The sequence below is a fragment of the Megamonas hypermegale genome, from assembly GCF_900187035.1.
Lineage (GTDB): Bacteria > Bacillota > Negativicutes > Selenomonadales > Selenomonadaceae > Megamonas > Megamonas hypermegale.
The window spans coordinates 157588-177603 of sequence record NZ_LT906446.1 but is presented as its reverse complement, the minus strand read 5'-3'; the positions used below and the strand labels follow the sequence as shown (position 1 = coordinate 177603).

Sequence of the window (20016 nt, the reverse complement as noted above, 5' to 3'; positions counted from 1 at the left end):
TAAAAAGGCTATAACTTAAATGTTATAGCCTCATTTTTAATTTAATGTAATCAAATTCGATTATATTCTACGATAAAAACAATATATCACTTTTCATCAAATATTATGGCAAAGATACACCCCTTTTATTGATATCTTCATTTAGGCTTTCTGCATGAGTGAGTACAATATTAGCTAAATTTACATTTTTTTGTTCTTTCAATACATCTTGATAATGCGATGGTTTGCTACCTTGTGCTGAATGAAGCATACCTGGAACAATATTATTATTGCTATCCACATCATATAAAGCGTAAATCGGTATTATATGTGTTTCATCTATCCATGTGCCTAAATCTTTATCGCCACCATTTTTATTATCATTTTTTATATACATTTTAAAAATAAGTGGCATATAATCATCTAATTTTTCATACTTATTAGCTTTAGGATTTAATATTTTTTTATCGTATTCTACACTTGCAACTATATCATCTTTTTTGTCATAAATGACAAAAATTACACCTTTTCTCGTATCTATACCAAAAAATCCATCTTCCTGAACCTCCCACGACTAAAGTCGCGGGGTTCTCGGTCAAGTATTCTAACGAATACAGTATCTCCGAGCTATCCCCATAGTTCCTACGGTTCTTGTATATGTTATTCAAGATTAAGCTATGTTTAATATTCTTAACCCTTCATCTCTAATATTTATAGCTGCATTTACATCTCTATCGTGATGTGTTTTACATTCAGGACAGTTCCACTCTCTAACATTTAAATCTTTTACTTCAATATTTTTATACCCACAAATATGACATAATTGGCTTGAAGGATAAAATTTATTTATTTTGACAATAACCCTGCCAAACCATTTGGCTTTATATGTTAGTTGTCTCATAAACTCTGACCAACTGACATCAGCTATATTTCTTGCTAATTTATGATTTTTCATCATATTTTCAACTTGCAAATCTTCAAGACAGATTACATCGTAGTTTCTGATAAGTTGACATGTCACTTGATGTAGTAAATTACGTCTTTGATTGGCAATTCTATCATGCAATTTAGCTACTTTTACTCTAGCCTTTTCCCTATTTGAACTTCCTTTTGTTTTTCGAGAAAGCTCTCTTTGAAGCTTAGCTAATCTAGTCAATGATTTCTGCAAGTATTTAGGATTATTATATTTTACTGCATCTGAGGTTATGACAAAATCCTTTATTCCTAAATCCAAACCGACATATTTATTCGTTTTTATGAATTCAGGTTGAGGCAGGTCTGTACAACATAGTGCAACGTAATATTTTCCACTAGGAGTCTGTGATACTGTCACACTTAAAATCCTACCTTCTATTTGGCAATATTTATCTCTTGTTTTAATCTTGCCTATTTTAGGTAATTTTATTTTATTTCCTAAAAATACAATGTTGTTATTTGTCATATTTGTTTTGTACGATTTATACCGATTCTTTTTAGATTTGAATTTAGGAAAGCCTGCTTTTTGTCTATTAAAAAAGTTTTTATAAGCTGTATCTAAATTCTTTAAAGCATTTTGTAAAGAGGATTTATCTGGTTCTTTAAGCCACTTTTTTTCTTTTTTTAATTGAGTAAGCTCTTTTGAGCATTCATTATAACCTATATTTTTCTTATTTTGTTCATATTCTTTAATTCTTCTATCTAAAAAGTGATTATATATAAAACGTACACAACCAAAAGTTTTTTAAAGTAAATTTTCTTGTGTTTTATTGGGGTATATCCTAAATTTATAAGCTTTTTCCATAATAAACACTTACGCTTTCTTCTAATTAATGAATAAATATATCCTTTACCACGTATTACTTCCATACTATCATCTAATATAATCATGACATATGTATAGCAATATAGCAAGTGTTTATATATTAACTGCCTATTTTAAATAACATATACAAGAACTGTAGGTTCTTCTTTAGTCGTATTATGAGGTCTCGTTCATATAGAAACGCTACTTTCTATACAGTTCTCTTATGAACTTCCGTTACTTTCGTAACGGCACAGACTATATCTTATCCCTCAGCTTTACCTGTTAGAGTCTGTCCACTTCCTCAGTCAATAGCTTACTGAGTACTTCCCTCAAGAGGAATAGTCGTTGAACGTTCTCCTATTCGGAGCTTCGCTGCTGATTGTCCATTTTTCAACACTTAGGATTTAACCTTATGCTATATATCTGATTTTTTCTGCTTTCGCCACATTCACGTTTAACTTTATTTCATGTTTACGTTGTAGTTCAGATATCTTTAGGGCTTTCCAGCAATTCAAACAGTATTGGATAGATCTTAGTCTATCTCTACGTACATATTTCTATATACGCTGACTATTTTGTTCGCCTAACTCATGATTAAAATCACAAGTGTGCGGCTCACAATAATCAATTTTAGATACAGCAGATAATTTATACTCTGAATTTTTATTTTGCAATACGTTATTTGCTTTAGTCAATACATCTTCACTTTGAGCATTTTTCTGTTGTTTAGCTTCTGGTTCTTCAGATTTTTGCATTGATTTTTCTGCAACTACAACTAATTTATCCGCATCTGTCAATACAGGTGGATGTTTTATATTGTAATTAACGTATACACCAAAACAACCTAAGAATACTATTATTATTCCCGCTACAATAAAAAATACACTCTGTTTAGTAGAATTCTTTTTGACAAATCCCAGTACCAATAGAATAATAGCAACTATTAATAAAATTGAGCCAACAACAATTAATCCTATAATCGTTTTTTCATGATAAATCTTAAATTTAGCTTGAACTGATAAATCTTTACCATCAAAAACAGCTGGTTTTAAATTCCAAGTAAGCGTTTTATTACCATTGGTTAAATTATCTGCATTACTAGAATCAACTTCATATGGCAAATTTATTACTAAATTTAAATTCATTGAACTAATTGCTGCTTTTATCATTTGATTAGATATCTCATCTAATTGTCTTGCTTCAGCTTCTGCTTGCTTTCTATATTCCATATAATCCCAGATATTCACTGGCATATTTGGAGAAAAGTAGCTTGGTATATTTGCCGCATAATTGGATTGTGGCAAAGATTGATATTGCCCTTTTAAATATGAATCTATTGAATAATAATCATATAAAAAGCCTTTTTTTACCTGTACTCCAGCAGTGTTTTCTCCCGGTTGAAAAATCTTTAATCCAGCTAAGTCTTTAAGTGTTATTGTCTTTGTAGCAGTATATCCATTTTGCACATCTTCAATAGAAAAGCCATTTTGACTATCTTCTTGTTTTTGCTCTAAGATAAAATCTTCATTCGATTGTCCAAAATAATTACCTAAATCTTTAAAGCCCTGCTGAAATTGTAGTGAATTTCTCTGCGTTATCGTGCCATCTTCATTAAAAGTAAAACCAAATTGACCATCAGCACATCCACTTATAAGAAAGCATAAACAAATACAAATTGATGCCAATAATCCACTATATCGCTTATTCATAAATGTTCCTCTCGCTTTCAAATAAATTAATGTTGTACAATGCCATAATCCTTATAGCCGAACCAATTGCTATTTTCATCCCAGAAGAAATGGTATTCTTGTGCTGGCTGATGTAAACCCATTTGGAAATATGCTAAAACAATATCACCATCAGATTCATAGATGAATGGTTCAGCATTTTTACCTAATGGATTGTAATAATTAGCTGGATTTACATAAACTTGCCATGTATCTTTTTGAGTATCATAACCCATTAAATAAACAAATCCATCTCCTCCATCCATATAATCCGAAGCTTTTATAATATATGCATATTTTCCAGAGTTATTATCATAAACTTGGTCAATGCGCAAATATTTATGATATGCAAATTTTGCATTGTATATGACATTATTGTCTTTTCCAACATACATGGTCATTTGCGAACCTGATGGCACAAAGGCTATTTTTATATTATACCCATTTTCTACAAAACTTCCGCTAATGCCTTCACTTCCTATCGTGCCATATTTTGTATCCGTTGTTTGAAATGAACTTGCAAAGCTGATAGCAGTCATACAAAATACCATGCACATCGTAAGCATTATAATTTTTACATATTTCATAAAAAATCACTCCTTTAAAATCATTTTGCTTTATATTGATGTAATACCTTATTCAATATACTAGAACCATCTAACCAATTCATGCTAACACCATTTATATCTAAATAAGATACTTCAAAACGATTTTCGCTCAACATTCTAAATTGCACGCAACACGTTGCAGGATTATTGTTCCAACGACATTCACCATTAAATTCCACAATGCGTTCATTATTATCTGATACAAATGATTTCCATTTTTCGTTAGAGAAAAATTGGTCAAAAGCTTTGCCAATCGGCACCCCACTTGCCATTTCCAAACTACCATTTTTAACAGTTTGTACATACTTATCATCACCGCAACCAGTGAATAAAACACTAAAAAGTGAAATAAGCACTACTACCAATATTAATTTTTTTCTATCTGTCATAAATATTCCTCCTTTTAACTCATAAAGCTAACGGATTTTCCCCATATTGATTATTTCCATCAGTTCCCGGCATTAAAAATAAATATAAATAGAAAAACGGTATTACAGCTGGAATAATCGTCAACAAAATAAACCAACCTGATTTATTTACATCATGTAGTCTTCTGATATCCAACATTAAATCAGCAATTACACATGCAACAAAAATTACTATGCTTATCAACAATAACGATACAGAAAATAAATCATCATCTTCTACAGAGTCAAAAACTATATAACAAATCATTTCTAAAAACATTATTAAAAGCGAACGCCAAAAATACGGTTTACGATTTAATCTACCTTGATAAGAAAAATAATCTCGTTTTACCATTTGCATAAAATCAGAGTTTGATACTTTTTTTACATCATCATTTGTATTATTCGCTGATAATGATGTACCACATTTAGAACAATATTTTTCATTGTTTTCTATCTTCGCTCCACATCTAGGACAAAATTTATTTTGCATAAAAATCATCTCTTCCTATTTTTTATCAAAATAAATCATCAAATAAACTGCTGTCATCATCACTATTATCATCACTATCAAAGAAACTACTATCATCTTCTGCCGGTTCAATACTATCAGCTGCCGAAGGTTCTTCTTCCGTAACAGTTTCATTTTCCGTCATATCATCATACGCTTGGATATGGTCTGCGGCTTCATCTATTGGTGGCAAATATTCATCCGCGTTTGGCAAAGTTTCATCTGCATATGCCTGTAAATCTGGTGTGATTAAATCATCAGTTGTGATATTACCTGGAACATCTTCACTGACCTTTTCTGCTGCACTAGCCGTTGCTGAATGAAGCATTGAACCTGCCACAGCCCCAACTGCCGCAGCCGCTGCATATTTACCTATATTTTGTAAAGTACTACTACCATTACCATTTGATTGATTATTTTGTGCGGTTTGCATATGATTTTTACTATGGTTTTGCATATTATTAGCTGTATGATTAGGCATATTACCTGCTGTCATTGCTGAATTTACTGTATTTAAAATATTAGCATTTCCTACCATTATTGCTGGATTGGCTTTTATGATATCTGCCGCTAAATACAAATGAGATAAAGCAATATAAACAGTGGCTTGCTTCATACCTAAATTCACAGCATTTTTTAAATGTATAATAGCTTTTTCATAATCATGTAATGGATTAGCTACGTTCATAAACTCTTTACCCAGCATAAATTCATCTTGTGCCATTTTATTAGCCGATGTATTTTGTGCTACTTGTTTTGGAACTTGCATGTTTTGCGAATTTTGCGATGGAGCTATATCTATTACTTTAGGTTTAACAGTCTGTTGTTGCGCTACATCAGTATTTACTGGAAATTTAGCCCCGCACTGTGTACAAAATAAATTTTCTTGTGGCATTTTAGCACCACATTGCGTACAAAATTTAAACATAATAAATCAACTCCCTAACTCTTTATTTCATTTGAAGTGGGTCTGGTCCATATTCATTGCCGCCCTCTGTTCCTTTAAAGAACACCATATATACACTTAAAGCAAGATTTGCAATCGGAACGCAATTTAAAAGTATCATCCAGCCAGTTCTATTCAAATCATGCAATCTTCGTACACCAAGTGAAACCATGATAACTATGCCAATCACACAAATAATAAACGTAAAGAATAATTCTGCTGTTCCTGGTGATGTCGTTAGCATACCAAATTCATCAAAAGAAATCTCATCTTCAAACAAGACATCAACAATAGCTAGTAATATCATCATGATGACATATACAATTAAACCGCGAATGATATACGCTTTTCTATTTAAGCGACCAGAAAAAGATAAATACTTCTCCCTTATCATCTGCACGACATCATTTTTTTCTATATCATTTTTATTTTTAAGTATTTCATTGTTGATTATCTTCATTGCACTATCTAAACCATTTTGTTTTGTTGCCATTTCATTTGGTGCTCCACATTTAGGGCAAAATTTTGTATTGATATCAATCTGTTGCCCGCATTTACTGCAAAAACGCTTTTCTTCTACTATTTCATCTAACTTTCTACCACATTTAGGACAAAAAGCTACATCATCACTAAAATTCTGATTGCACTGTGAACATTTTTTCATTTTAATTACCCCTTTTAATTTATAAATCTTTAAAAAATTCGCTAATATGAACATCTAATGCGCTTGCTATTTGAAAAAACGTAGATATTGGTACTCCTTTTTTATATGCACCTCTTTCAATTCGCGACAAATATGACACACTGATTTTAGCTCTTATTGCCAATTCTTTTTGTGTGTACTTCTTCATTTTCCGATAATAAGCTACTTTACAGCCAATTTGAATGTATTCTGCTTCAAACATTGCTAAAACCCCGTTCCATAAATTTGTTCTATATCTATTTTAAATAATAAGACACCTTAATCGGTGTACTGACAGGACAATTTTGCAAAAATTTTGCCCTATAAGTAGCATTTTTTATCCATAAATAACAAAAACCGCTAAATAGATGATAAATTAACCACCTATTTAACGGTTAAAAAATTTAAATCAAATAACTTTTATCATTATTTTTTTATAGCTTTTTTAGCTGCTTCAACAGCTACTTTTCTAACAGTAGGATTTTTTGCCGCTTTAATCGCTATATCTCTAGCGTTTTTATTCTTAGCAATAAAACCCACTGCTTTAACTACTGTTGACAATAATCCCATGTCTTACCTCCTTTTTTACTATCTTATAAAAGTCCTTTTGGCAACATTGCCTATCGTATTACAAGCAATACCATCTATAGTACCACCAATTATACCGCCAACAATAGGAACACTTTTACCTAAAGAAATTAAACTTTTCTCACCAAATTTAGTAATAAGTCTCATACCTACAGCTTTATTAATCTGATTAATTGTTTTAACAGAAATACTTCGTATAAATTGTGTAGCAAAATTTTTTCCAATCTGTATTGCAAAATCCTTAGTAATTTCTTTTGCTTCATTTCCACACAAACATAAATATACTAAAGCTCTTACTTTATCATCTTTTAAATCATATCCACCCATATAGGCGATAGCAGCTATCATCCTTAATTGAACATATAATGTACTACTTACATTAGCAGGAATAGCTACTGGAAGAGTTATTAAACCGCCTAGATTAGTTATAAATCCTGATGTAGCACATTTTGTATTTTGCCAACGAATTAAAGAGTCAACCTTTTCACTTAAACTGCCATCTTCATTCAAATAATCATCTGCTAATTCCTTAGCACTATCAAGACCAGGTACTCCATTAACAGCTTTATCATAACCCCAATCTAACACGTTTTGCATAACTTGTAAATCCATAAAAATTCTTCTTCCTTTATTTTATAAATCTTTTAATGAATATATACCCATGTTTATATTTATCATTTTTATGACTTTCTAAACTTTTATTACAACATTCCACCATATTCTATTTCTTCTTTACTTTCATTTTTCTTTATTTCATAATTTTTATTTACAGTTTCATTTTGATTATTAATTATACAATCAACAAATAATTTAAATAAATCTTTTCTATTACAATTATCTACCACTGCCTTTTCTTTACCTGAAAATAATATATATGATTTTATTGTTTCCATCGATAATACTATATTATTTTGTATCTGTATAAGTATAATATAATCTAATATAGTTTTATTTTTTTTATTGTTTAGATATTCACCTATTGCTTTAAATAACATACTATGGTATGTTGCTTCTTTTAAATATGCATACGGTGTATCTATCACATTTAAATAACTTTGATTGTCAATAAAATCATAAAAAATAGTTTCATCTGAATAATTTATTTTAGGAATTTTTATTTCTGAACCATTCCATCTAAATCTACATAATGGAATATTTCTTTCGTCAAAGGCATTATCTAGTACTACTAACATTAATAGTTTTTCCTGTACATTTTCTTTATTATCCTTTACTTCCATTTTCAACTGTAAATAACGTGATTTTCTACTTATTTCCAAATTTTGCTGACTAAAAAATTTTGTTAAATTCACATCTTCTAATAAAAAATATAATTCATTTTTATACTTTACTATTCCTTTTGTCAATACTAATGAATTATCTTCATGCAATATTTTAAAATCTAATCCGCTTATTATTCCATCACTATATTTATCATATTTTAAACATAAAAAGTCACGTGGATAATCATAAACTACATTTAACATTTCTTTTGTTAGTATTGCACCATGTCTAAAAAAAACTTTTTTATTAACTAACATATAAAAATCATCTCATTCCATCAAAAAAAGTTTCTAAAGATTCAAAGCACTCAAATCTATTATTTTCTTGTATATAATACCCTTTTTCATCTACTAAAATCTGATAAATATTCATTCCATACTTAACTCTAGAAGGTAATATACATACAACAATTGGCCTATCACTAGCATCAATACTTTCTAATTTTTCTCTGATAGCATTTTCTATATTAAATTCTGATATATAAGCATTTTGACTCATCATAGATATTAATTCACCTATTTGAATGCATTTATTCATCTTATACCCATTAACAAAATCATAAGTGAATCGTTTCTGTTCTATATTATTATTATCTCTAACTATGAACTCTAAATGTTTTCCCTTCTGTGAAGAAACTACTATATTACATTTGTTCATTCCTAAAACTAATTCTTCTCCGTTTTGTTTTATATGATATACATTATAAATCATTTTAGGTTTGTCTATATTCATATTAGGGTCAATATATCCAGATTCTTTATCCCTCATATACTCTATACAGCCACATATACAAGCCATTTTTAATCTACTACTATCATTACTACTTTTGCCTTTATAACGTATACGTTTTCCTGGTATGAATTCTTTTAATAACTCATGAAATAAGTTTATTTTACATGATTGTCCTGATAATTTATATTTATTGTATTCTAATAATTTTTTATCCTCTACTCCACTGTAATCCTTTAATAAACTGCTTAACAATATATATATATCTGAAAATAACACCATTCGAACTTCTTTTATAGTAATTTCTATATCCTTCATTGGATTATTATATTGTTCTAATTTTTGTCCATTATTTACATATAAATAATACTGTTCAACATTTTTAGCATAAATATATCTATCTTCTTCTTTATTAAAGTCAATTGCTACTAAATCATTTATACGATGAAATTCAACTTTTATTGCTTCTGCCATTTGCCACAAATAATAGTAATTACGTTTGTATTTACGTTTTTCATTCATCAATTTACATTCAGAAAAACGTGTTGGTATATACTTCTCTGCATGTTGATAAGCCAGATCAAAATCTTTATAAATATCTTTCTTTACATTTATTAACTGATTATTTCTTATTGCATCATCAACTTGACTTAAAATATCATTTTCATCATCTTTTAATAATGTTTTTATTATATCTTTGTTATTATTATTACCTCGTAAATGGTTAGCTAATTTAATTTTTAATAATTGCAAAATCCTATAAGTAATATTATTACCACCAAAATTAAAATTACCATTTTCAAAACGAGTCTTTATTTCTATCTTTTTATTATACCCAGATAAATCATACTCATATTCACACGAAGCTAAATCTGTTGTTCCTCCACCACAATCTAATATCATAACTTTTTCATGTTTATTACTATTTTTTTTCATATTATCTGCAATATGGTTATAAATAATAGCAATTCCTTCATCTAAACTAGATGAGGATGGTATTATTTCATATTCATATTTAAATAAATTCTTCATTTCACCAATAAAAATTTCCTTCAATTTTATTGGTGCCGAAAAATGTATCCTCTTAAAATGTTTCTTGAAATAACGTTCAGATAAAATTATTACATGTTGAATATACGCCTTTAAAATTTCTCTACGAAGTACCGCTCTTTTTTTTCCTTTTTCATCAAACACTTCTTCAACTTCATCAATATCATTTATCCATCGTTTTATTTCATAAAAAACAGAAGCTTTTGTATCATAATCATTATCTATAATTGTCTTTTTTGCTTCATAGCCAAATAAATATTCTATTTTTTCATTTTCACAAGATTTTACATATACTATAGTCGGAAATATTTCCTTTTCTATATCATTATTTGTTACATCTAAAAATTTCACTAATTCTACAGAATGTTCATAATCTGCATTAGGATTTAAAATTTTATAGCTACCTGCTGTTGTATTACTTGTTCCAAAATCTATACATAAAGCGTTATTAGTATCTTCTAATTTTTTATAATAAATATTACACTCTTTTTCATACAATGTAATGTCTCTATTTTTTAATGATAAATCTGAATCTACCGGAAAAACAATTACTTTAAAACTACTGTTTTTTTCAAATGAATTATAATCTATATTTTTTTCAGCAAAAATCAGATAGTACTTTTCATCAATTACCTTTAAATAACCAACAGCTACCACTTTATTTTCATTACAGTTAACTAATCCTACACAATTAGTATTTATAGCCAAATTTTCATCATTAATTATCATATAAAAATCGTCTTGCATGGTTACTGGCATATTTTCTGTTAAATCAAATTCACAAATATCTAATTTTTCTTCCATGTATATTTTATTAGCTTTGTCATATATTTCTTGTAAATTTTTAATACTTATTGAATTTATATTTTGTATTTTACTTTTTTTCAAAATTTCCTGTTCTTTATCATTTACTTCTTCTGTTTTCATTTTTCTATCACTTACCTTTGAATTAGTTATTGGATATATATTAAAAATACTTTCAAATATATTCCAACACATTTTTCTATCTAAAATTTTATCAAATTCAATTGTATCAAAATTTATCCCAGCTTCATTAAAACATTTTTTCATTAAAATTTTTAATACACTTTCATCTACTTTAGAATTTAGGAAATATTGTTTTAACTGTTCACTATTATTAATAGGTGTATCTACTTTTATTGATAAATCTTTTAGATACTCTTTTATTTTCTTTACTTCTAATCTTTGTTTTCCTTTTAAATCTTTAAATATCGTCTCTTTCAATACATCTTCCGTAAACCCTCTAAATATTGTTGATAATATACCCTTTGACACACTCATTATATCATTTTATCTCCTTTCTTAATAAACAATCATTTTATCTATACTCATAGTATTATTTTCTCCAATTATTCCCAAATGTTTATTCCAAAAAACTTCCAAATTACAAATATTATCTAAAAATAAATCTTCAATTAATATCATTTTATCAATATTTTCTTTTGTGTCATTTTCCGCTATATATAATAGAAATTTTCTTTCTTCCTTATAAAAATATAATATTGATTTTGGAAAAATTTTACTTATAGCTTCACAAAATAAACTTTTTTTGTTATTTATTTTGTTCTTATAATTAAGCAAACTTAATATTGTCATTTGCTCTTTTTTACCTAAATTTATATATATTTTTTTTATTTCTTCTCCATAAAAATTCTTTTCTATCTCTTGCTCAATTTGCTCTTCTTCTAAAATAAATTTATGCAATCCATAATAAAAATCTAAATTAGCTAAGTAGTGTATTAGTATATTTTCTATTTTTTTCTTCAAATTTATATCTAATACACAATCATCCTCACTAAATAATGAGCTAAAAATTTTTTCAAACCTAAATAATGGATTTATTTCAATACAGCCATCTACCATTCCTTGAACTTCTGAATATGGTGATAATAAATTTTGTGCTATTACATATTTATTGTTTTTATCATATTGTTGCCATAAATATTCCATTAATACTTACCCACCCAATTATATTCTGGATACTTACTTTCTAAATAATGTAACATATAATTTGCATAATCAACTAAAAATATCTTTTTTCCCGTAAATTTTATACATATATATGGTTTATTTCTCATATTTGAAAAATATAATTCATTTTTTTCTTTAAAATAACTATGTTCTTTTCTATAACGAACAAGATTTTTTCCATTATTATTTACTGCTCCAACACTTATTAAGCTACAATTATAATCATTATTAATATTATTAAATAAATTTAAAATATATATTACATCTGCTTTTGTTCTTAAATGATTACATTTATTAATATGTTTATTTTCAAATATATTTTCAAATACAATATTATTATTTTCTTTTGTATCCAATATATTTATTTTTTTATATTCATTTCTTTCCATTTTATCCTGACAAAAAATTCTTATTTCATTATCTTTTTTATATATATGATTACAAATATTTTTTGTATAAATAAAACTATTTTCTTTTATATCTTCATTATAAAAATATTGATAATATGGTTCTTTCTCACTAGGTTCTAACCCTTTTAAAGGTTCATTTTCGTTTTGTATATCTACATTCCACATCAATACAAAATTTGTTAATAAAACTCCTTGTAATTTATTTTCATATAAACAAAAATTATATTCTAAAGCTGATAAAAATTCATCACTATTTATATTTTCAATGCATACATCTACAGCTCTACGAGCATAAGGTGAAAAAATACGTGGTTTTCTTATTCTATACAAATTTGCTATTTCATATAATAATTTTTCTGCCTCAATAAATCTATATTGCTCTACTAACTTATAAGTAAACTCTTTTTTTTGATTTTCTTTTGTTATTATAAAACCATGATATTTTTTTTGACATAACGACTCTAATTCATCATACATACAATTCAAAAAAAATTGATTTTCTTCTTTATTTACTTTTGCCATTTTCTCCATAGTATCATTAGCAAAATAAATACTATTACCTATTTTAATTGGACGAAATCCATTACCTATTCCTATATTAATATTATTTTTATCTTCTAACATTGTTTTTATTTGCCAAACATCATCCCAATCTCTTTTTTCAGATAAATATTCTTCCTTTATTTGCTTATCTGTATCTTGTCTTAAATTTTCCTGATATTCTATTAGTTCTTGAAAAACATCTTTTAAAATAGATTTAATTTTCAAATCATCTATTTTAGAATCATCTATAATATTATTTATATCTACTTTCAACTTTCGCCTCATTTATTTCACACCTTATTTTATATTAACAAATATTAACTTTATTTCCATTTAAAGATAAAGTTCCACTACTCTTTACATTTATATCACTATTACCTTTTATATTAATTTTATTTTTAGCCTCAAATTGTATTTTATCTTCACTACCAAATTTTATATTCTTACCTTGCAAATCTATATCTTTTTGGGATTTATTTATCAATCCGTCTTTACCTAATAAAACTTGATTTTCTTCTGTTTGCAAAACAATTAAATCTTTATTCATTATTAATTTATTATTACCTACAGACATCTCTATCTTATCTTTATTCATAATAATTTTATTTTCAAACGAAAATAATTCTAATGAATCTTTCTTCCAAAAAATTCGTTGCTTATAATTATTTCCTATATATTTTTCTTCAACATTTTGACATTCTGCTAATAAGCTTTTATCTCTAAATGTAGAACCTACATAACACTCTTCATTTGTAAATATAACCTCTACTATATCATCTACATCTGGTAAAAAAACTATTCCACTTTGCTTTCCACTATAAGGACTATTATATGCTAACCATGTTCTTTTTATTAAATCTTTATCCATATCTTCAACATTTTTTTCGATAAATTCTACTTGTATTCTTCCTTTATTTTCAGGATCTTTTATATTTGTCACTTTAGCTTTTAATTTTAAAGTTTTTTCCAAATATACTGCATCAGTTTGCTCTCTTCTTTTATTTTCTAATAAATTTAATACATATATATATTTATTAGTATTATGCACCTGTCTTACAATAACTTGTTCAATTATATATTTTTGTACACTTTTTCCAATCTGAACAATTCGTCCTAATTCTAAATATTTATCTAATACTAATTCAAATTTATAATTATAATTACTTTTCTTGATTTTATATTCTATTATCTCTTTTTCTTCTACCTTATTGACTCTATCACTAACTTGCTCATCTATATAAAATTCAAATTGATTTTCAATTGTATCTATTATCCATACATCTGTATTAATATATCTAGCAATTCTACAAATAAAATCAAAATCTGTTTCTTGATTTTGTACTATTACCCTTTTATATTCTATATTTTTAACTTTATCAGCTAAATGCAACTCACACTTTTTCAATGCAAGTCGCTTAGCTGATAAAATATCATTAATTTTCTTTTTAGGATCTTGAAATACTCTACTTTTTTTTACATTATCAATAAGACTTGATAATGATATTAATGAAACATTAAGGGATATTGAACTATATGTTTTCTCTACATCAATTTCTTGAATTATACCAACAAATATGGGAATATCACTTTCTAATTGAATTGTTACCTGTTTTCCAACTAGATTTAAATATCTATCTATCTCTCCATCTTGAATACTTGCTTTAAATTTGCATATACTATGCCTATTTTTTGCTTTTTTTAATTCAAATTCATTAATATAAAAAACTTTTTCAAATCCCTTAATCTTCATAACTACACCTCATCAATTAAATGTATCTATTTTATTCAAATTATTTTCTTTCTGTGTAAGATATAATTCAAATCTTGATGATTCTGCATTCTTTCCATCTGCCTTATAAATTTCTTTATAATCTACTACAAAAACATCAGTAAAAATATATGTGCGTATTACTTTTCCATTAGATGTTTTTACTTCTATTTCTATTGTTCTATACCATTTTTCCTCATCATATTCACAAGACCATTTAAATATTTTCATTAAACGTTCTGTAAGAAAATCTTTTAATTCGCCACAAATTTTTATTTTAGCTAATACAGCATTAGATTTATTTCGTACATTATCATCTATTGTATCTATATTAATTTCTATGTCTGTTATAGCTGTTCGTTCATCTTTATTATCTTCTTCAAGTTTTCCAATCTCTATTACTTCGCTACCATCTTTTGTTGTAATTGTCATTGTATATATCATATACTACACTCCTTTTATTCTTCACTATCAATATCAATATCTTCTAAAATAGCTTCATCATCATTAAAAGTAATTTTTAATTTTTTATCTTCTCTATCATATTCCACCTTTTCATCTGGTCGTAATATCAAATTAACGTAATCCTTACTACTATTTTTCTTACCTTCTACTTGCCATTCATTACATTCTACATTTTCAAATTTTGTCATAGTAGATTCTTTAATGGTTGAATTAGTTTTTAAATATTGACGAATAAAATCTTCTGTTAAAACTCTATAAATAGGTCTATAAATACCTCTGGAACTTTTCTTCATTGTTCTAGCAAAATAAACATATGCATTTTTCATTGGTATATCGTCAATATAGACTTCATCACTACAAAATACAAAACCAAATTTATCTCTATTTATTTCTGTTTTTAAATCTTGACTCCAACGGAGTGTTACTTCACGATTAAATTTAGTTAAAAGATTTTTTCTTATTCTATCTTCTTCTAAATCTACATGAACACAAACATTATTAGGATTTAATTTTCCTTTAAAGCCTCGTTTTTCTAAATATTTAATTTGCTGACTACCTATCAATAAACCAGCAGCTGGATATGCAGCATCTATATATACACCAGGAACTTTTATCTCTTTGTTATCTAATATAACAGTTCGTTCTCTTGTTAATGTAAAATTAGGATATGCATAAACTGCATGTTCATAATTAATCCCATTTAATTCTTCTTTTTTATTTATAATATAATTTTCATTTAATGCTGCAAATCCATTATTTTTATTACCTTTAAAACTAAATATGGTCATTATTTTACTTTTATCTAAAAGTTCCAAAACAGTTTTAGCTGCACTAAAGCTTAAATATTTATCACTAATATCACTTTCATTATCTTTTTGTACATTTAACGGACCCATAACATCGAAAGGATCTATATCTTTGTTTGCTTCTACTATTACCTTATCTTTTTCTTCTATTGCTGGTAAAATAGCAAACCAAATTTTATTTCTAGTTTGATCTACTCCTCTATTTTTAATAAATTTTTCAAATTTATCTTTTATATCACTTTTAATTAGCTTACTAGCTTTACAATTTGTAATTAATATACCATTTTCTAATTTATTACCATCTACTGTCGCATGATCAAAAAATACTTTTACATCCAATAATTTTTCTATTATTGTCGTCATTTCACTTATAAATGCATTTTTAGCTTGACAATATACCTCTTCATAAGAATTTTTTAATGCTAAGCATTTATTTTTTTCTTCTTTAATTTCTGCGATAGTTTTATTTTCATTAGAACTCATATTTATAGGAGCATAACTAGATAATACTATCGATTTAATGAACTCATTATCTTTTTTATTACTAGAATCATAATCTAATGCCAAGATATCTCTAATTTCATTATTTATGTTATTTTTGTTTACTATATTTTTATCTTCTACTCCTTGAACGTCATTATTTATACTTATTTCTTTTACTACTAATGTCCCAGAACTATCAAAAGTCAGTTGACCAACTGTTGTAAGAATATCATTATTATCTTCTATACTACTTTGATTATTTAAATTTTTATCTAAATATTCTATTTTAGTTTTTACATCCTCTATAGCTAAAGGTAATAATGACATCTGTGATTGCGAATATTTTTTCCGTATTTTTTTTCTACATTCAATAAATTGTTGAGCATACTCATTTGCATTTTCATTTTTACTTTTTAATTCACTATATTTTTCCAAAGTCAATTGTAATTTTTTACGAATATCTTTTGCATCTTCTACTTCCTGCTTTGGAGTTAACATCTCTAAAATATCTTTATCATCAAATTTTAAATTAGATTGACCACTACTACCTTTTTCTATATATAACTGATTTAACATACGATAATACACATGTTCTGTAATATCTTGAGCTATTCCATTATATTTTTTAGCTAAGTTTACATCTGTTGTATATTCAAATTTTGGTTTTCCATCTATACTAGTACAAATTTCATAAACCTTAGGTGCAAACTTTTTAATAAAATCTTCAAAATTATTAACTACTAATTTAGTTTGTATGTCTTCTTCAAAATCATCACTTAATGGAGTTCCTATACTTAATAAATCATATAAGCTCTTCTTTTCTACATCAAATTCTTCAAATAAAATTGCTTTTGATGTCTGCTTTATTTTTTCAAATGAATTTATTGCCACAATCAATCTACTCCTTTCAATTCAGCAAAATATACATTTTCCAATTTTGCTTCTTCTATAATGTTCTTTATTTCTTCTGTAACTATAATTTCTTGATTAGTTACATTTGCTAACTTAAAGATTTTATAATTTCCCACTGCATAATCGTTAATTACTATATCTTCTGCCTCTTGTATTAATTCTCCTTCAGTTAAAAACTCATTTTCTTCTGCTTGTATATTACTTTCATCCCAATTTAAACAATTTATCCGTGGAGGCAATGCTAAATAATAATATTCTTTTATACCAAGAGAATTAAATGTAAATATTATTGGTTTATAGAATAAATTATCTACCTTTAAATCATCTAGCAATCGCTTAAATTTATCTGAAATTAATGGCACACATCCACTTATCACAAAATCTGGAAACTCCAAACCACCATCTTCTGAAATCTCACTTTCTATAGCTTCATGATTTAAATATTGGAATTCAGAATTCAAACAGCCTTCCATGAGTTCATCTTTAAGCATATCATTTGGTTTAAAATATTCTTCTACTGCTGTTTCAGCATACATTATATAATATTTCATCTATCAACCACCTAGTTGCAATCTTTCTTTTATTTTCTTTACTGGAGCTGTATAAGTAACAACGTTATTACGTAAAAATACTAGAATTTCTGTATCATGTTGTTGTAAAAACTGCTCTGATGACATTTTTTCTATTCCTTGCAAAGATAATATATTTTCTGCTTCTATTTTAAATGGTAATAAGTTAAGATTTGGATTATCGATTAAAATAAAATGCTCAATATTATCGCAAAAATATATACAATCTTTTTTTGACTGTTCATCATTAAACACAAATTCTTTAGGATTTTGACCATCTTGTTCATTAAAAATTCTACTAAAATCAAGATTTTTGTCTCTATCCATAATAGTATCTTCAAAACGTTTAATTCTAAACTTTTCTAATAACAAACTATTTTCCTTATTACCTTGACGAACCAACATAATTTTGCCTGTACGCGGTAAAGAAAAAGTATATCGAAAAGCTTCTAGTGATACATAATATGGATAACTACGATGCGGTTTTATACGAAAATCCCCTAAATATTTCTTAATCTTAGATGAAAGATTATTCATACGAGTAACAAAGGCAGCGTTTTGACGTGGTGTTGCTCGACAAACTTTATTTCTACACATAGAAATTTGTATTTTATTAAGTTCCTCTTCTACAAGTTCAGCATAATTCTTTAATTCTCTAGCTTCTTTCTTGGTAAACAACTTTATTCGTTGATGTAATATTGGTATTTCTTCTTTATTAAAAGTATAACTATGCCCTCCTAAATGCCATTGAATACCTGTTGTACTCATAGCATCATAAGCACTAATATTCTTTTTGACATTACTATTTACTTTTTTACTGTATTCTACATCTTTAGAAATAAGCATTATACAATTTTTAGCAGAATTTATATCATAACCTTTATATGCAGTATTACCACTTAAATACTCTTCATTATAAAAGTTAGCTAACTTTACTATTCCTTGGCACTTTTTGAAAACTTGATTACCAGAAATTATATGATGTGCTGCATCAGTCCAATATTTTTCTGTGAAATTGTCAAAAATATCTTCATAGTAACGGTCATAATCATCTTTTTCATCATCAGATTGATTTTCATAATTACGTCTAAGCTTAATAGAATCATTATTTACCTCTACTGAAGCTGATGGATATCGGCACTGCTTGCATTTTTCACCTTTATCCATATTACATAACAAATTTTGTGGTTTTGATTTTACCTCATCTTTAGTTACTAAAGGTTGTACTGTATTTGATTTAAAATCCAATGTATTTATTATTTTTTTTTGATTAACAGCTTGCGATGAGAAATCTCCCGCCTTTAAAGAACCACTATTATTTATATCCACCGATTTTATAGATTTTGGCATCGTATCAGGATTTTTTTGTGATACTTCTACAAAAGGCTTTAACCAGTTTACTGAACTAATACTTGCTTTTGAACCTTTTACTACTTTCTGAAAAAATAATCCACTTGATTTTACACTGATTATTCCTCCATACGTACAAGAATTTCTCGAATTCTCCGTTAAAAAAGCTGTTCCTTGTGCGCTTGTATTCATAGAATAATTTATCCATCCAGATAAAGAACAACGGCACATTTGAGGTGCACCTTGAGCTTGTGCTGTTAAAATAGGACAGATTCCTGCTTTAGTATCTATCTTTGCACTTTTTGTCAGTAATGCAGTTCCTTTATATTTTACCTTTTTATTAGATGTTTCTTTACATTTTATAATTACTGTTGGCGACATATTGCAACTAAATATAGCATTTTCTGTTAAATAATCAGCCATATTA

The 20016-nt window shown here is 27.0% G+C and carries 19 protein-coding genes and 1 pseudogene; all 20 read right to left on the bottom strand.

Annotation, left to right across the window (positions count from 1 at the left end):
• Nucleotides 1–103 precede the first annotated feature (103 nt).
• The 20 genes and pseudogenes from CKV65_RS00860 to CKV65_RS00770 all read right to left on the bottom strand — a co-directional run bounded on the left by CKV65_RS00860 (nucleotide 104) and on the right by CKV65_RS00770 (nucleotide 20012).
• Complete coding sequence (locus CKV65_RS00860; protein ID WP_162141199.1) at nucleotides 104–376, bottom strand: hypothetical protein; 273 nt, start codon at nucleotides 374–376, stop codon at nucleotides 104–106.
• A gap of 273 nt (nucleotides 377–649) precedes the next feature.
• Nucleotides 650–1759: pseudogene (gene tnpB / locus CKV65_RS00855) on the bottom strand (IS200/IS605 family element RNA-guided endonuclease TnpB).
• Between the two features lie 560 nt (nucleotides 1760–2319).
• Entirely contained in the window at nucleotides 2320–3471 is a 1152-nt protein-coding gene (locus CKV65_RS00850) for a hypothetical protein (protein ID WP_027889898.1), read from the bottom strand.
• Between the two features lie 26 nt (nucleotides 3472–3497).
• On the bottom strand, nucleotides 3498–4076 hold the full coding sequence (locus tag CKV65_RS00845; RefSeq protein WP_027889899.1) for a hypothetical protein: 579 nt from the start codon (nucleotides 4074–4076) through the stop codon (nucleotides 3498–3500).
• 20 nt (nucleotides 4077–4096) lie between these two features.
• Nucleotides 4097–4486 (bottom strand): hypothetical protein, encoded by a 390-nt coding sequence (locus CKV65_RS00840; protein ID WP_027889900.1) that lies wholly within the window; start codon nucleotides 4484–4486, stop codon nucleotides 4097–4099.
• Nucleotides 4487–4505: 19 nt separating this feature from the next.
• Nucleotides 4506–4997: a DUF805 domain-containing protein gene (locus tag CKV65_RS00835; protein WP_027889901.1), complete on the bottom strand. Its 492-nt coding sequence runs from the start codon at nucleotides 4995–4997 to the stop codon at nucleotides 4506–4508.
• A gap of 25 nt (nucleotides 4998–5022) precedes the next feature.
• Nucleotides 5023–5943: a zinc ribbon domain-containing protein gene (locus tag CKV65_RS00830; RefSeq protein WP_027889902.1), complete on the bottom strand. Its 921-nt coding sequence runs from the start codon at nucleotides 5941–5943 to the stop codon at nucleotides 5023–5025.
• A 22-nt stretch (nucleotides 5944–5965) separates the two neighbouring features.
• Nucleotides 5966–6625, bottom strand: a complete 660-nt coding sequence (locus tag CKV65_RS00825; RefSeq protein WP_162141196.1) for a zinc-ribbon domain-containing protein — start codon at nucleotides 6623–6625, stop codon at nucleotides 5966–5968.
• 19 nt (nucleotides 6626–6644) lie between these two features.
• Entirely contained in the window at nucleotides 6645–6866 is a 222-nt protein-coding gene (locus CKV65_RS00820) for a helix-turn-helix domain-containing protein (protein ID WP_027889903.1), read from the bottom strand.
• 203 nt (nucleotides 6867–7069) lie between these two features.
• Nucleotides 7070–7213 carry a hypothetical protein gene (locus tag CKV65_RS10740; RefSeq protein ID WP_155909562.1) on the bottom strand — a complete coding sequence of 48 codons (144 nt, stop codon included), beginning with the start codon at nucleotides 7211–7213 and terminating at the stop codon, nucleotides 7070–7072.
• A gap of 18 nt (nucleotides 7214–7231) precedes the next feature.
• Nucleotides 7232–7843, bottom strand: a complete 612-nt coding sequence (locus CKV65_RS00815; RefSeq protein ID WP_027889904.1) for an EcsC family protein — start codon at nucleotides 7841–7843, stop codon at nucleotides 7232–7234.
• An 89-nt stretch (nucleotides 7844–7932) separates the two neighbouring features.
• Nucleotides 7933–8769 carry a hypothetical protein gene (locus tag CKV65_RS00810; protein ID WP_027889905.1) on the bottom strand — a complete coding sequence of 279 codons (837 nt, stop codon included), beginning with the start codon at nucleotides 8767–8769 and terminating at the stop codon, nucleotides 7933–7935.
• 7 nt (nucleotides 8770–8776) lie between these two features.
• Nucleotides 8777–11587, bottom strand: coding sequence for an Hsp70 family protein (locus CKV65_RS00805; protein WP_162141197.1), 2811 nt, complete (start codon nucleotides 11585–11587; stop codon nucleotides 8777–8779).
• Between the two features lie 27 nt (nucleotides 11588–11614).
• Complete coding sequence (locus CKV65_RS00800) at nucleotides 11615–12262, bottom strand: hypothetical protein (protein WP_027889907.1); 648 nt, start codon at nucleotides 12260–12262, stop codon at nucleotides 11615–11617.
• Entirely contained in the window at nucleotides 12262–13509 is a 1248-nt protein-coding gene (locus CKV65_RS00795) for a hypothetical protein (RefSeq protein ID WP_027889908.1), read from the bottom strand. The genes CKV65_RS00800 and CKV65_RS00795 overlap by 1 nt, the downstream gene beginning before the upstream one ends.
• A gap of 34 nt (nucleotides 13510–13543) precedes the next feature.
• Complete coding sequence (locus CKV65_RS00790) at nucleotides 13544–14986, bottom strand: phage baseplate assembly protein V (protein WP_027889909.1); 1443 nt, start codon at nucleotides 14984–14986, stop codon at nucleotides 13544–13546.
• A gap of 12 nt (nucleotides 14987–14998) precedes the next feature.
• Nucleotides 14999–15448: a hypothetical protein gene (locus tag CKV65_RS00785; protein ID WP_027889910.1), complete on the bottom strand. Its 450-nt coding sequence runs from the start codon at nucleotides 15446–15448 to the stop codon at nucleotides 14999–15001.
• Nucleotides 15449–15462: 14 nt separating this feature from the next.
• Complete coding sequence (locus CKV65_RS00780) at nucleotides 15463–17649, bottom strand: hypothetical protein (RefSeq protein ID WP_027889911.1); 2187 nt, start codon at nucleotides 17647–17649, stop codon at nucleotides 15463–15465.
• 2 nt (nucleotides 17650–17651) lie between these two features.
• Complete coding sequence (locus CKV65_RS00775; protein WP_027889912.1) at nucleotides 17652–18221, bottom strand: imm11 family protein; 570 nt, start codon at nucleotides 18219–18221, stop codon at nucleotides 17652–17654.
• A gap of 3 nt (nucleotides 18222–18224) precedes the next feature.
• Complete coding sequence (locus CKV65_RS00770) at nucleotides 18225–20012, bottom strand: PAAR-like protein (RefSeq protein ID WP_027889913.1); 1788 nt, start codon at nucleotides 20010–20012, stop codon at nucleotides 18225–18227.
• Nucleotides 20013–20016: the final 4 nt, after the last annotated feature.

Coding starts and splice junctions, on each gene's coding strand:
- CKV65_RS00845 (WP_027889899.1), bottom strand. CDS start 4,076: ATGAAATATGTAAAAATTATAATGCTTACGATGTGCATGGTATTTTGT.
- CKV65_RS00860 (WP_162141199.1), bottom strand. CDS start 376: ATGTATATAAAAAATGATAATAAAAATGGTGGCGATAAAGATTTAGGC.
- CKV65_RS00810 (WP_027889905.1), bottom strand. CDS start 8,769: ATGTTAGTTAATAAAAAAGTTTTTTTTAGACATGGTGCAATACTAACA.
- CKV65_RS00800 (WP_027889907.1), bottom strand. CDS start 12,262: ATGGAATATTTATGGCAACAATATGATAAAAACAATAAATATGTAATA.
- CKV65_RS00825 (WP_162141196.1), bottom strand. CDS start 6,625: ATGAAAAAATGTTCACAGTGCAATCAGAATTTTAGTGATGATGTAGCT.
- CKV65_RS00850 (WP_027889898.1), bottom strand. CDS start 3,471: ATGAATAAGCGATATAGTGGATTATTGGCATCAATTTGTATTTGTTTA.
- CKV65_RS00840 (WP_027889900.1), bottom strand. CDS start 4,486: ATGACAGATAGAAAAAAATTAATATTGGTAGTAGTGCTTATTTCACTT.
- CKV65_RS00790 (WP_027889909.1), bottom strand. CDS start 14,986: ATGAAGATTAAGGGATTTGAAAAAGTTTTTTATATTAATGAATTTGAA.
- CKV65_RS10740 (WP_155909562.1), bottom strand. CDS start 7,213: ATGGGATTATTGTCAACAGTAGTTAAAGCAGTGGGTTTTATTGCTAAG.
- CKV65_RS00770 (WP_027889913.1), bottom strand. CDS start 20,012: ATGGCTGATTATTTAACAGAAAATGCTATATTTAGTTGCAATATGTCG.
- CKV65_RS00820 (WP_027889903.1), bottom strand. CDS start 6,866: ATGTTTGAAGCAGAATACATTCAAATTGGCTGTAAAGTAGCTTATTAT.
- CKV65_RS00830 (WP_027889902.1), bottom strand. CDS start 5,943: ATGTTTAAATTTTGTACGCAATGTGGTGCTAAAATGCCACAAGAAAAT.
- CKV65_RS00835 (WP_027889901.1), bottom strand. CDS start 4,997: ATGCAAAATAAATTTTGTCCTAGATGTGGAGCGAAGATAGAAAACAAT.
- CKV65_RS00785 (WP_027889910.1), bottom strand. CDS start 15,448: ATGATATATACAATGACAATTACAACAAAAGATGGTAGCGAAGTAATA.
- CKV65_RS00815 (WP_027889904.1), bottom strand. CDS start 7,843: ATGGATTTACAAGTTATGCAAAACGTGTTAGATTGGGGTTATGATAAA.
- CKV65_RS00775 (WP_027889912.1), bottom strand. CDS start 18,221: ATGAAATATTATATAATGTATGCTGAAACAGCAGTAGAAGAATATTTT.